The organism is Pseudomonas sp. BF-RE-21, from assembly GCF_019947305.1.
Lineage (GTDB): Bacteria > Pseudomonadota > Gammaproteobacteria > Pseudomonadales > Pseudomonadaceae > Aquipseudomonas > Aquipseudomonas migulae.
On the sequence record NZ_JAGYGF010000002.1, the window covers coordinates 253,895 to 267,325 of the forward strand.

Genomic DNA, 13,431 nt, shown 5'->3' on the forward strand with positions numbered 1-13,431 from the left:
CCCCTTAACATTATTGGTTTTGGCAGGGTTGTGGATAACGTGCTTTACGCTCCAGATCGTCGAGGTCGATGTGGTTGCGCATGTACTGCTGACTGGCGTCCACCAGTGGCTGGTGATCCCAGCTCTTCAGCTTGCCGATGGTCAGTGCCTCGGCGACGAAACGCCGACGACGCTGGCTCGCGAGCACCTGTTGGTGTATCGCCGGGATGTTCCATTTGGCCCGTGCTTCGGCGAGAAATTCCTCGAACAGGAGCCGATGTTGCGGTGACTGGCTGAGTTCTTCCTGTTCACGCGGGTCGTTGTGTACGTCGAAGAGCAGGCACGGATCGTCTTCGCTGTAGATGAATTTATAGGCACCGCGGCGAATCATCATCAGCGGACTGATGGTGCCTTCGGCCATGTATTCGCCGAAGACCTCGTCGTGACCGCCCTGCCCTTGCAGGTGCGGAACCAGCGACCGGCCATCCAGCGGCAAGCCTGGTTCCAGAACCCCGCCGGCCAACTCGACAAACGTCGGCAGCAGGTCGGCGGTGGAAACCGCTGCGCTGACCCGTCCGGCGCCAAACTGGCCGGGTGAACTGATCAACATCGGCACGCGCGCGGCCATTTCGTACCAGTGCATTTTGTACCAGAGGCCACGCTCGCCGAGCATGTCGCCGTGGTCGCCGGAGAACACGATGATCGTGTCGTTGATCAGCCCGGTATCTTCGAGCGTTTGCAGAAGTTTGCCGACGTTACTGTCGATATAGCTGCAAGCACCGAAATAAGCCCGGCGTGCATCGCGGATCTTATCCACAGGCAGCGGCTTGTCCCACAGGTCGTAGACCTTGAGCAAACGCTGGGCGTGCGGATCGAGCTCGGTTTGTGCCGGGGTTTCGGGCAATGGGATGTCGGCGTCGTCGTACAGATCCCAGAAAGCCTTGGGAATGGTGTACGGGTCGTGTGGGTGAGTCATCGACACGGTCAGGCAGAACGGCTGGTCGCCGTCTTCGCGGATGTGATCAAACAAATACTGCTGGGCCTTGAACACCACCTCTTCATCGAAATCCAGCTGATTGGTACGCACGCAAGGCCCAGCCTGCAGCACCGACGACATGTTGTGATACCAGGTCGGACGCACGTCCGGTTCGTCCCAGTTCACTGCCCAACCGTAGTCGGCCGGGTAAATGTCGCTGGTCAGGCGTTCTTCGTAACCGTGCAGTTGGTCCGGGCCGCAGAAGTGCATCTTGCCGGACAGCGCGGTGCGATAACCGAGGCGCCGCAGGTAGTGGGCGTAGGTGGGCACGTCGGCAGGGAAATCGGCCGCGTTATCGTAGGCGCCGATCTTGCTCGGTAACTGACCGCTGACCAAGGTAAAACGCGACGGCGCGCAGAGTGGGCTGTTGCAATAAGCGGCGTCGAACACCACGCCTTCGGCGGCGAGGCGGCTGAGATTGGGCAATTTGATCGGCGAAGGGCCGTAGAACGGCAACATTGGCGCGGCCATCTGATCGGCCATGATGAAAAGAATATTCTTGCGCTTCATGTGATCGCGGCATTCCATAGTGAATATTTATGCGAGAGTGCTGCAATCGAGCATGGAGTCCATGTGATTTGTGGTAAAGCCCATGCCAAGCAATGACTAGGATAAGCACAGCTTATGTATGACGCCCTCGGTGATTTGTCTCTGGATTTGCTTCGCGCCTTCGAAGCGGCCGCCCGCCATCACAGCTTCACCGCCGCTGCGGTAGAGCTCGGCACCACGCAACCGGCCATCAGCCAGCAGATCAAACGGCTGGAGGATCAACTCGCCACACGGCTGTTCGATCGCATTTATCGCGGGATCGAATTGACCGAGGCCGGGGCGATTCTTTTCGAGCAGGTTCAGCTCGGTTTGCAGAATATCGACGCAGGATTAAGTGCAATCAGTGCACAGCAACAGCATGAAGTGTTGCAGGTCGCCACCGATTTTGCCTTTGCCGCTTACTGGCTGATGCCCCGGTTGCATCGCTTTCACGCGGCCAATCCTCACGTGGACGTTAGCCTGGTCACCAGCGAACGCAGTCTCAACATGCTGCGCACCGATATCGATGTCGCCGTGCTGTTTGGTGACGGGCGTTTTAAACAGGGCGAAAGCCATTGGCTGTTCAGCGAAGAAGTGTTCCCGGTGTGCAGTCCGCTGCTATTGAAGGACCGTCCCCTGCCCTTGCCGCCCCAAGGGCTGCTGGAATTTCCGCTGCTGCACCTGCGTGGCGAAAACAGCAGCAACTGGTTCGACTGGAGTGGCGTGTTCCGCGAATTGGGGATTACTTCGGCGCCGGCGCCCGGGCAGTTGCGATTCGACAATTACACGCTGTTGATTCAAGCGGCGATTGGCGGCCAGGGCGTGGCGATTGGCTGGCGGCACCTTGTGGATAACTTGCTGGCGCAAGGTTTGTTGTGTCGGCCAATTGCTGAAACGGTGATGTCCCGGCAGGGCTATTACGTGGTCCTGCCCCAACGCAAACGGCGTGGGGTGTTGATTCAACAGTTCGTGGATTGGTTGATGGTCGAGCAGGCCAGCAGTGCGCAATCGCTGAATGGCCTGCCTTTGCCTTCGATTGCGGTGTGAAAGCAAAAAGGTCGTCCGGGCGCGACCCGAGCGTTCACTACTCTGAAGTCGCCACGAAATTCACGTGTTCGCCCACGTGAAGATTGAAGTGCAATTCATCGGCGATCCCTATCGCGACACGTTTCAAGCGATCCAGCGGTTCGGCCAGCCCCGGTTCCAGGCTGCTGCTGGCGTGGCTGAAATGCTCGATCGTCAGCCCCGGGATGCCACGCGGTGCATTCACCAGCGTCCAGTGCAACTTACTGCTTTGCAGGGATTCGCGGATTTCTTCGGCGGCGTGGCGTTGCAGTTGATCCTCAATCTCCGGATCGTCCAACACCTCGAAATCCCCCACCAGAAACAGTCGGGCAATGCCGGCAGCCTGCATGCCGGCTATCAGCGCATCGACGGCGAGCACCTGTTCGACCGGGCCTGGAACAATGGTTTTTTCAACGTGTTCGCTGTTGAACGGCAAGCCTGGTGCGTCTAATAGACAGATGACGGCCGAACAGCCCGCGACGCTTTGTTTGACGCGCTCGGCCTCAAACAGGTCGCCCGTCTTGGTGCGTAAACCCGGACGTGGCGCGAGTGCCGTCAAGTCATCGAGGATGGCGATCACTTCGTGTTGCCGCCGCAGCATCTCAGCCATCAGCGCACTGCCCAGGCTACTCATGGCACCATAAAGCACCACTTTTACCACCGGGGTTTCGGCATTTTTCATGGCTGGGCTCCGTTTCCTGGGTGTATAGCATTTGACCTGTGGGAGACGGTGAGGGTTCGACAGGGATTCAGAGGGTTTCAGATGCAACAGATCAAGGGTTACCACGCCCACGTGTATTTCGACGCCAGCACCATCGACCAGGCGCGAACCTTGTGTGAGCGGGCGGCACAGCTGTTCCCGCTGAAAATGGGTCGGGTGCACGAACGTCCGGTCGGCCCGCACCCGGACTGGAGTTGCCAACTGGCATTCGGGCCGGAACTCATCGGCGACGTGTTGCCGTGGCTGGCGCTCAACCGCAAGGGTTTGGTGGTGTTCCTGCACCCGGACACCGGCGACGATCTGCTCGACCACACCGAACATGCCATCTGGATGGGGGCGATCCGGCCACTGGACCTGTCTATTTTTTGATCAAAGTATTTCTTCGGCTTCGCCCGGCAGGTGTTCGTCCAGGTGCAGCCAGGGCAGACGGCTGTCGGTCCAGATGTGCCGCTCGGCCGGAGCCTGCTCGGGATGATCGAGGGTGGCGATGGTCAGGTCGATGCTCTCGGGACTGAGGTGTGTCACCAGCGCGAGTTGCGCCCCACAGTTCGGGCAGAAATATCGTACGCAACTGGATGACGAGGCGTACTGCGCCGGTGTGCCTTTCAGCCATTCAAAGGTCGATGCGGGCACGGTGATCCAGGTGGTCACGATCCCGCCGCTGACTCGTCGGCAGATTGAGCAGTGGCAGTGGGCGATGTCGTGCAGCGGGCCGCTGAATTGATAGCGCAGATGTCCGCAGTGGCAGCCGCCTGTGTGAATGTTTGCCATGCTGTTTCCTCCTGATGCGTATGCACCGACGCTATCGCGAGCAGGCTCGCTCCCACATTAGATCTTCAGTGAATACAGAATGGGGGGCGACCGAGATCAATGTGGGAGCGAGCCTGCTCGCGATCGTGTCGACGCGGTTTAAAGCCTAGCCCCCGTCCGACGACCGGTCGCACATCCGGTCAATGCTTTCATCGGCGAAAGCTGGGTGAAAGCTTCCCCGATTAGGATCGCCCCCACTACCGGCAACAGACCGGTCGGCCAATGCCAGTGTTTTATCGCTCGCACAGCCCATTTAACAACAACAATGGTGACCCTGATGTCCTTTACTACTCGCCGCTTCGCCGCAACTCCGCCCGTACGCCTCGTGCTTCCCGTTCTGCGCTGACCCACCCGGTTCGCCCATTCCCTAGCCGCGCTACGCCTGGAGTATTCCCATGCTGACTTTCCTTGGCTTCGCCATGGTCATCACGTTCATGTTCCTGATCATGACCAAGCGCCTGTCTGCGCTGATCGCCCTGATCATCATTCCAATCGTCTTCGCTCTGTTCGGTGGTTTTGCGCCGAAGATCGGCCCGATGATGCTCGAAGGCATCACCAAGCTTGCGCCGACCGGCGTGATGCTGATGTTCGCCATCCTCTACTTCGCCCTGATGATCGACTCCGGCCTGTTCGACCCGGCCGTGCGCAAGATCCTCAAACTGGTCAAGGGCGACCCGTTGAAAGTTTCGGTCGGCACCGCCGTACTGGCGCTCGTCGTCTCCCTCGATGGTGACGGCGCGACCACTTATATGATCTGCGTGGCCGCCATGCTGCCGCTCTACAGCCGCATCGGCATGAGCCCGCGGATCATGGCTGGCCTGATCATCCTCGCCGGTGGCGTGATGAACATGACCCCATGGGGCGGTCCGACTGCCCGTGCGGCCAGTGCGTTGCATGTGGACCCGTCGGCGATCTTCGTACCGATGATTCCGGCGATGGGTGCCGGTGTCCTGGCCATCCTGGCCATCGCTTACTTCTACGGCAAACGTGAACGTGCGCGTCTGGGTGAGCTGCACCTGGTGGGCGACGAAATCGACCACAGCGAAATCAGCGTTTCGCAGTTCCCGGACGCCCGTCGTCCAAAGCTGATCTGGTTCAACGGTGCCCTGACATTCGCACTGATGTGCACCCTGATCGCAGGCCTGCTGCCGCTGCCGGTGCTGTTCATGGTGGCGTTCAGTATTGCCATGATCGTCAACTACCCTTGCCTGCAACAGCAGAAGGATCGCGTTGCGGCCCACGCCGGCAGCGTGCTGGCAGTGGTCGGTTTGATCTTCGCGGCAGGCATCTTCACCGGTATCCTGTCGGGCACCGGCATGGTCGATGCGATGTCGAAGAGCCTGTTGGCGGTCATCCCGGATTTCCTCGGCCCGTACCTGGCCGTGATCACCGCGCTGGTGAGCATGCCGTTCACGTTCTTCATGTCGAACGACGCATTTTATTACGGCGTGTTACCAGTACTTGCCGAAGCGGCCAGTCATTACGGTATAACCGCGGTTGAAATGGCACGTGCCTCGATCGTCGGTCAGCCCGTCCACTTGCTGAGCCCGCTGGTACCATCGACCTATTTGTTGGTGGCCCTGGCCGGTATCGACTTCGGTGACCATCAGCGCTTTACCCTGAAATGGGCAGTGCTGGTGTGCATGTGCATACTGGTTGCAGCATTGCTGATGGGGATTTTTCCGCTGTTCAGCACTCTATAAGCCCAAGACTCACCACTGGGGGTCCAGGCTTCGTTGTTTGAAGCCCGGGCCCTTTGTGGTTTAACACTCGCTCAAAGGAATACACATGGAATGGCTGACCAACCCTGAAATCTGGGTTGCCTTCTTTACCCTGACCGCCCTGGAAATCGTCCTGGGTATCGATAACATCATCATGATTTCGATCCTGGTCAGCCGCATGCCCAAGCACATGCAGGCGCGCACCCGAATCTTCGGCCTGGCGCTGGCCATGGTCACGCGGATTCTGTTGCTGCTGTCGATCACCTGGGTCATGCGCCTCACCGCAGACTTGTTCGAAGTGTTCGGCCAAGGCATTTCCGGGCGAGACCTGATCCTGTTCTTCGGTGGTCTGTTCCTGCTGTGGAAGAGCTCGCAGGAGATGTACCACGCGCTGGAAGGTGAAGACGAAACCAATGAAGAGCCGGGCGGCAAAGGCGGCAACTTCCTCTACACCATCATCCAGATCGCGATCATCGACATCGTGTTCTCGCTGGACTCGGTGATCACCGCCGTCGGCATGGTCTCCCACGTACCGGTCATGGTCGCTGCAATCGTTGTGGCTGTGCTGGTGATGATGCTGGCTTCCGGCACCATCAGCTCGTTCATCGACAAGCACCCGTCGCTGAAGATGCTGGCGCTGGCGTTCCTGCTGATCGTCGGTACCGTGCTGATTGCAGAATCCTTCGACGTGCACGTGCCAAAAGGCTACGTCTACTTCGCCATGGCGTTCTCGCTGGCCGTGGAAGCGATCAACATCAAGATGCGCACCGCGATTGCGAAAAAGAAGAAACAGCAGGATCCGGTGAAACTGCGCAAGGACATTCCTGGGCAATAAGCCGAATGTAAAACCTGTGGGAGCGAGCCTGCTCGCGATAGCGGCCAGTCAGTCAACATCAATGTTGAATGTGACGGCCTCATCGCGAGCAGGCTCGCTCCCACATTTTTTTGTGCGGCCGCCAGGCCCTGATTTCATGACAGTTTTGTTTCAATCACCTCTTTAGCTATGCGATGCTGGCGCGCAGACCGTTAGCCAACTACAGCTTAAGTACACAACGTAGAAAGTCGCGCGGCACCGTCAACTTGCTCCTTTGGGGCGCTACCACCACAGGGGGCCCTTATGCTCACCCTGCTCAATTTGTTATCTGCCGTGGCCTTGCTGATCTGGGGCACGCACATCGTCCGAACCGGCATCCTGCGGGTCTACGGTTCCAACCTGCGTCATGTGATCGGCCAGAACATGTCCAAGCGCTGGCTGGCGTTCATCGCCGGCATAGTCGTGACCGCCATGGTCCAGAGCAGCAACGCCACCGCCATGCTCGTCACCTCCTTTGTTGGCCAGGGCCTGATGGCGCTGATGCCAGCGCTGGCGACCATGCTCGGTGCCGATGTCGGTACGGCGTTGATGGCGCGGGTACTGACGTTTGATTTGTCATGGCTGTCGCCGCTGCTGATTTTCCTCGGGGTGATTTTTTTCCTGTCGCGCAAACAGACGCGGCTCGGCCAGATGGGCCGGGTGGCCATCGGTCTGGGCCTGATCATTCTGGCCCTGCAACTGATCGTCGAAGCGGCGGCGCCGATCACCCAGGCGCAAGGGGTCAAGGTCATCTTCGCCTCGCTGACCGGCGACATCCTGCTCGATGCCTTGGTCGGCGCCCTGTTCGCGATGGTTTCCTACTCCAGCCTGGCCGCCGTCCTGCTGACCGCGACCCTGGCCGGGGCCAGCGTGATCAGCTTGCCGGTGGCCATCGGCCTGGTGATCGGCGCGAACATCGGCAGCGGCATTCTGGCGTTCATGAGCACCAGCATGCAGAACGCCGCGGGCCGTCAGGTGGCGCTCGGGAGCCTGCTGTACAAGCTGATTGGCCTGTTGCTGATCATTCCGGTGCTCGACCCGTTGGTGCACTGGATCGACAGCCTCGACTTCAGCCCCCAGGAAATGGTCATCGGCTTCCACCTGCTCTACAACACGGCTCGCTGCCTGATCTTGCTGCCGACGGTCGGGATAATGGCCAGGCTGTGCGCATGGCTTTTGCCGGAACGCCCGGAAATCAACGGCACGGCCAAACCACGGCACCTTGATCCGACGGCGCTGGTCACCCCCAGCCTGGCGCTGGCCAACGCCGTCCGGGAAACCCTGCGCATCGGCGATCTGATCGACAGCATGCTCGAAGCCATGCTCGACGTGCTGCGCGGCAAGCAAACTGCCGTCACCCAGGAAATGCGTCGCCTGACCGATGATGTGGATGCGCTCTACAACTCGATCAAGCTCTATCTGGCGCAAATGCCCCGTGAAGACCTCAGCGAGCAGGACAGTCGGCGTTGGGCGGAAATCATCGAGCTGGCGATCAACCTCAAACTCGCCAGCGACCTGATCGAGCGCATGTTGCGCAAGGTGCAGCAACAGAAAACCTCGCAGCGCCGGTCTTTTTCCGAGGTCGGCCTGGACGAATTGGCGGGGCTGCACAGCCAGTTGATTTCCAATTTGCGCCTGGGGTTGTCGGTGTTCCTCAGCGCCGACAAGGAAAGTGCCCGCCAGTTGCTGCGGGAGAAGCGTCGCTTTCGTGCACAGGAACGCCGCCTGGCCCATGCTCACGTCAGCCGGTTGCAACGTAAGATTGTGCAGAGTATCGAGACCAGCTCGCTGCACCTGGAGCTGATCGCCGACATGAAGCGTCTGAATTCTCTGTTTTGCAGCAGTGCTTACGTGGTGCTGGAAACGTCTGACACCGGTGCGCTCGCTGTAGATGATTTGGCTGACATCACACATTCGCCTTGAACGTCTGGCAGTGTGGTCAGTCAGTTATATGTATTCAGCTTGATGGCCATTCGCGAGCAAGCCCGCTCCCACATTTGAAATGCATTCCTCTGTGGGAGCGGCGGTGCGACGGTTCGACTTGCTCGCGAAGAGGCCCTGACTGACGACACGGATCTCCAAATCAGCCGTATGGAAACTCGCTATGCGTTGTTTGTTGTTCGCCTGCCTGTTGCTCGGATCATTCCCCTCCTTTGCCCTGGACCGCTTCCAGGTCGAGGGCTATACGCTGCCCAACGGCCTGCAATTGCTGCTCAAGCCCGGCACCGAGCGCGGGCATGTGGCGATTCGCCTGGTGGTCGGCGTCGGCATCGATGATTTCAACTGCGCCGACAAGGAGCTTCCGCACCTGCTCGAACACTTGCTGTTCAGTGGCATCGACGCCACCGGCGAAGGTGGTCTGGAAGAGCGCATGCAGGCGCTGGGCGGCGAGTGGAACGCCTACACCAGCAACGCCGACACCACGTTCGTCATCGAAGCCCCGGCGAAAAACCAGCGCAAGGTCCTCGACCTGCTGTTGGCGCTGTTGACCCAGACCCGAATCGACGACAACGCGATCAACGCTGCCAAGAAAGTGGTCGAGCGCGAAGACGGCGGCCATTACTCGCACCTGCAACGGTGGCTGGATCGTCAGGACCTGGGCCACACCGCGAGCAATCAACTGGCCGTGGAACTGGGCCTTAAATGCCCGGAGCGGGCCGAGGTCGATTACCTGACCCGCGAACAACTGGAGAAGGTACGCAAGGCCTGGTACGCGCCCAATAACATGACCCTGATCGTGGTCGGCGACCTCGACCGCTTGCTGCCGGGTTATCTGGAGCGGGCCTGGGGCGAGCTTGATGCGGTTGACCCTACCGATCACCCGCCGCTGCCGGAGATCAACGCCAGCGCAGCCCATGAACGCACGCTGAGCCACGGTATTGTCGGCGCGGGTGCCAAGTTGCACTGGTTGGTGCCGGAGCCCGTGCTGGCGGATCAGCACGACGAAACCTTTGACCTGCTCAAGGATTATCTGGATTGGGCGCTCTATCGCCAGATGCGCCTCGCCCATGGTCTGTCCTATGGCCCCTCCGCCGAGCGCGAAGTGTTTGGCGGCGTGGGTTTCATGAGCCTCAACGCCGACCTTGAGCGCGACGATGTGACGGCGGCGGAACAGGTGCTGGATGAGTTGAAGGCCGGGTTGCTCAAGGACGGTCTGGACGCCGGCACCTTCAACCGTCTCAAGCAGGCCGCCATCGCGCGCCAGGCCTGGGCCGTGCAAGGCAACAGCGCGTTGGCCGATTACTACTGGAGCGCGTTGAGCGACTACGAAGACGGCCGCTTCGCCGACCCGGCCAAGGAGCTCCAGGGGGTTACGCTGGAAAAAGCCAACAAGGCCATGCGTGAATTGCTCCTGCAGCCGGGTTATCTGCGTATCGAGAAGCCGTTGATGAGTTATGACCAGGTGCTGTGGGCAATTGCCGGGGCGTTCGCTTTGATGGTGCTGGGCCTGTTGGCCTGGCGCCTCCACCGCAAACACCGAGGCCCCCTGTAGGAGCCGGCTTGCCGGCGATGATCGTTAACGATAACGCGTGTTTACTGGATAAACCCGGCGCCCTTACGTCCATCGCCGGCAAGCCGGCTCCTACAGTTCGGCGTGTATCCGTGAATACGGTTGACCCTCGCCACACCGCCCCCCGGGCGGTACCCTGTCGGGGTTTTTTCCTACGACTATTGTGAACCGCCGAATGCCTACCCTGACCTTGTTCGTACAGCGCATCCTCGAACTGATGAAGCGCTATCCCGGGGTCATTGCGCTCGGCGGTTTCATTTCCGGGGTCGGCAGCTTCATGCTGGTGGATCGTCAGCAAGGCCTGGCGACGTGGATCACCATCATCATGGTGTTGAGCTGGATCTGGCTGATGCTGGAAAACAGCCTCACCAAGCTCTTCACCCGAATCTTCAAACGGGAAATTCCCCAGCCGTTGCTGCGTTATGCGACGCAGATGATTCACCAGGAAAGCCTGTTTTTTGTCCTGCCGTTCTTTTTCATCACCACCACCTGGAACAGCGGCCAGTTGTTCTTCACCGGGCTGCTGGGCATCGCCGCGCTGATTTCCATCACTGATCCGCTTTACTACAAGTGGCTGGCGCCCCGGCGCTGGGCGTTCCTGGCATTGCATACGCTGACGCTGTTTGCCGCGCTGCTGACCGCCCTGCCCGTCATCCTGCACCTGACCACCTCCCAGAGTTTCAAACTGGCGCTGGGCACCGCCGTCGTGCTGTCGTTCCCGAGCCTGGCGTCGATCTTCCCTATTCGCACTGTGCGCAACGCGCTGGCAATCCTGAGCATCACCGTCGGCATCGGCGGCGTGGGTTGGGTGTTGCGCTCGTGGGTGCCGCCAGCCACGCTGTGGATGACCGATGTGGCAATCAGCACTCAGATGCAGGACCGCACGCCGGGCAAGAGTCTGGAAGAAGTCAGCGCCGAGCAGATCCGTGGCGATGGCCTGTACGCCTACACCGCGATCAACGCCCCGCGCGGTCTCGACGAGCGCATTTACCATGTGTGGCAGTTCAACGGCAAAGAGGTCGACCGCATCGCCCTGGACATCCACGGCGGGCGCAAGGAAGGCTATCGCGCCTGGACCCACAAGCAGAACTTCCCCGGTAACCCGGCGGGCAAGTGGCAGGTTCGGGTGCTGACCGAAGACGGCCAATTGATCGGGGTGTTGCGCTTCACGATCACGGACAGCACACCGACCAAAGAAAAGTAATGCGGTTCGTGCTATTACGTAGCTCTGCGTAACAGCCGAACAAGCACGGAGCTTATGACCAGCAGCACAATGGCCGGCAATGCCCAACTGGACGCCGCTCACTCCCCCGCTCAGTTGCGGGTGACGGGTGACTGGACGCTTGCCCATTACGCCGAACTCAAGGACCTGAGCGAAAAGCTTCGCGGCCAATACGACGACAAAACCCACATCGACCTCAATGGCCTCGGCGCGCTCGACACCGCCGGCGCATCGCTGCTGGTGGAATTGCTCGGTTCGGACCGTCTCGGCAAATCCGCTGAGCATCCTGATTGCACCTTGTCTGTCGCCGATCGTGCGTTGTTGCAGACCGTTTATTGCTCGATGACCGATTTCTGCGTACCGATCAAGGAAGCGGAAATCAGCGTCGGCATTCAGTTGCTGACCCGTATCGGCCGCGCAGTGGATGCCGTCTGGCAAGACACCCTGCAGCTGCTGGGCTTCGTCGGTCTGATTCTGGAAACCATCGCCCGTGGGCTGTTCCGCCCGAAGCGCTGGCGCATCACGCCTATGGTCGCGCACATCGAACAGACCGGCCTCGACGCTGCCCCCATCGTTGCCCTGCTGACCTTCCTGGTGGGTGCGGTGGTGGCGTTTCTCGGCGCAACGGTGCTGGCGAGTTTCGGTGCGAGCATCTTCACCGTGGACCTGGTGGCGTTCTCCTTCCTCCGTGAATTCGGCGTGTTGCTGACCGCGATCCTGATGGCCGGGCGCACCGCCAGTGCGTTTACCGCGCAGATCGGCTCGATGAAGGCCAACGAAGAAATCGACGCCATCCGCACCTTGGGTCTCGACCCGATGGAGTTGCTGGTGGTGCCACGCGTGCTGGCGCTGCTGGTGGCGCTGCCGATGCTGACCTTTGTGGCGATGCTCTCGGGGATTGTCGGCGGTGGCGTGGTCTGCGCCGTGGCGCTGGATATCTCGCCGGCGATGTTCTTGTCGCTGCTGCAAACCGACATTGGTGTGCAGCACTTTCTGGTCGGCATCGTCAAAGCGCCGATCTTCGCCTTCCTGATCGCCGCCATCGGTTGCCTTGAAGGCTTCAAGGTCAGCGGCAGCGCCGAGTCCGTCGGGGCGCACACCACGTCGAGCGTGGTGCAGTCGATTTTCGTGGTGATCGTGCTCGACGCTGTGGCCGCGCTGTTTTTCATGGAGATGGGCTGGTGAGTCGTCTACCCCGAGCGCCCTCCGAGGCGGTGATAGAGGTCCGTGGGCTGTGCAATCGCTTCGGTCGCCAGAGCGTGCACGAGAACCTCGACCTGGATTTGTACAAGGGCGAAATCCTCGCGGTGGTCGGCGGTTCCGGCAGTGGCAAGTCGGTGCTGTTGCGCAGCATTGTCGGCCTGCGCCAGCCCAGCGAAGGCGTGGTGAAAGTGTTTGGTAAAAACCTGCCGACCCTGTCCGAACACGAGCGCTCGATGGTCGAACGGCGCTTCGGTGTGCTGTTTCAGAAAGGTGCGCTGTTCTCTTCGCTGACCGTGACCGAGAACGTCGCCCTGCCCCTGATCGAACACGCCGGGCTGAGCCGCAACGATGCCGAACACCTGGCGGCGGTGAAACTGGCGTTGGCCGGGTTGCCGCTGTCGGCGGCGGACAAGTACCCCGCTTCGCTGTCCGGCGGCATGATCAAGCGCGCGGCGCTGGCCCGGGCCCTGGCGCTGGACCCGGACATCCTGTTCCTCGACGAGCCCACCGCCGGCCTCGATCCGATTGGTGCGGCAGCCTTCGATCAATTGATCCTGACCCTGCGCGACGCGTTAGGGCTGAGTGTGTTTCTGGTGACCCACGACCTCGACACGCTTTACACCATCACCGACCGCGTGGCGGTGCTGGCGCAGAAGAAAGTGCTGGTGGCGGACGCCATCGACAAGGTGTCGGAAACCGACGACGCGTGGATTCACGAATACTTCCATGGCCCTCGCGGCCGCGCGGCGCTGTCAGCCGCTCAACAGCTTAACGAGGTCTGA

Annotated in this window: 12 protein-coding genes; 9 read left to right on the forward strand and 3 right to left on the reverse strand. The window is 60.4% G+C overall.

Going from position 1 to position 13,431, the window contains the following annotated elements; all coding sequences use genetic code 11:
- Nucleotides 1-10: 10 nt before the first annotated feature.
- Nucleotides 11-1,525, reverse strand: a complete 1,515-nt coding sequence (gene betC / locus KGB25_RS02750) for a choline-sulfatase (protein WP_223434182.1) — start codon at nt 1,523-1,525, stop codon at nt 11-13.
- A 114-nt stretch (nt 1,526-1,639) separates the two neighbouring features.
- Between betC and KGB25_RS02755 the strand changes: the two genes are divergently transcribed.
- Nucleotides 1,640-2,590, forward strand: coding sequence for a choline sulfate utilization transcriptional regulator (locus tag KGB25_RS02755; protein WP_223434183.1), 951 nt, complete (start codon nt 1,640-1,642; stop codon nt 2,588-2,590).
- Between the two features lie 37 nt (nt 2,591-2,627).
- Here KGB25_RS02755 and KGB25_RS02760 read toward each other — a convergent pair whose 3' ends face one another.
- Nucleotides 2,628-3,290 (reverse strand): NAD(P)-dependent oxidoreductase, encoded by a 663-nt coding sequence (locus KGB25_RS02760; RefSeq protein WP_008044034.1) that lies wholly within the window; start codon nt 3,288-3,290, stop codon nt 2,628-2,630.
- An 81-nt stretch (nt 3,291-3,371) separates the two neighbouring features.
- On the opposite strand from KGB25_RS02760, the gene KGB25_RS02765 reads away from it, so the two are divergent.
- On the forward strand, nt 3,372-3,698 hold the full coding sequence (locus tag KGB25_RS02765; protein ID WP_192228131.1) for a DOPA 4,5-dioxygenase family protein: 327 nt from the start codon (nt 3,372-3,374) through the stop codon (nt 3,696-3,698).
- Here KGB25_RS02765 and KGB25_RS02770 read toward each other — a convergent pair whose 3' ends face one another.
- Complete coding sequence (locus KGB25_RS02770) at nt 3,699-4,100, reverse strand: GFA family protein (protein ID WP_223434184.1); 402 nt, start codon at nt 4,098-4,100, stop codon at nt 3,699-3,701.
- A 434-nt stretch (nt 4,101-4,534) separates the two neighbouring features.
- Between KGB25_RS02770 and KGB25_RS02775 the strand changes: the two genes are divergently transcribed.
- The 7 genes from KGB25_RS02775 (at nt 4,535) to KGB25_RS02805 (ending at nt 13,431) form a co-directional block, all read left to right on the forward strand.
- Nucleotides 4,535-5,842: a CitMHS family transporter gene (locus KGB25_RS02775; protein WP_008027613.1), complete on the forward strand. Its 1,308-nt coding sequence runs from the start codon at nt 4,535-4,537 to the stop codon at nt 5,840-5,842.
- An 85-nt stretch (nt 5,843-5,927) separates the two neighbouring features.
- Nucleotides 5,928-6,695, forward strand: coding sequence for a TerC family protein (locus tag KGB25_RS02780; protein WP_192228129.1), 768 nt, complete (start codon nt 5,928-5,930; stop codon nt 6,693-6,695).
- Between the two features lie 282 nt (nt 6,696-6,977).
- Nucleotides 6,978-8,636 carry a Na/Pi cotransporter family protein gene (locus KGB25_RS02785; RefSeq protein ID WP_008044735.1) on the forward strand — a complete coding sequence of 553 codons (1,659 nt, stop codon included), beginning with the start codon at nt 6,978-6,980 and terminating at the stop codon, nt 8,634-8,636.
- A 181-nt stretch (nt 8,637-8,817) separates the two neighbouring features.
- Nucleotides 8,818-10,206, forward strand: a complete 1,389-nt coding sequence (locus KGB25_RS02790; protein ID WP_223434185.1) for a M16 family metallopeptidase — start codon at nt 8,818-8,820, stop codon at nt 10,204-10,206.
- Between the two features lie 193 nt (nt 10,207-10,399).
- Nucleotides 10,400-11,428 (forward strand): DUF5924 family protein, encoded by a 1,029-nt coding sequence (locus KGB25_RS02795; protein WP_192228126.1) that lies wholly within the window; start codon nt 10,400-10,402, stop codon nt 11,426-11,428.
- A gap of 54 nt (nt 11,429-11,482) precedes the next feature.
- Complete coding sequence (locus KGB25_RS02800) at nt 11,483-12,631, forward strand: ABC transporter permease (RefSeq protein WP_032828683.1); 1,149 nt, start codon at nt 11,483-11,485, stop codon at nt 12,629-12,631.
- Nucleotides 12,628-13,431, forward strand: a complete 804-nt coding sequence (locus tag KGB25_RS02805; protein ID WP_008044731.1) for an ABC transporter ATP-binding protein — start codon at nt 12,628-12,630, stop codon at nt 13,429-13,431. The genes KGB25_RS02800 and KGB25_RS02805 overlap by 4 nt, the downstream gene beginning before the upstream one ends.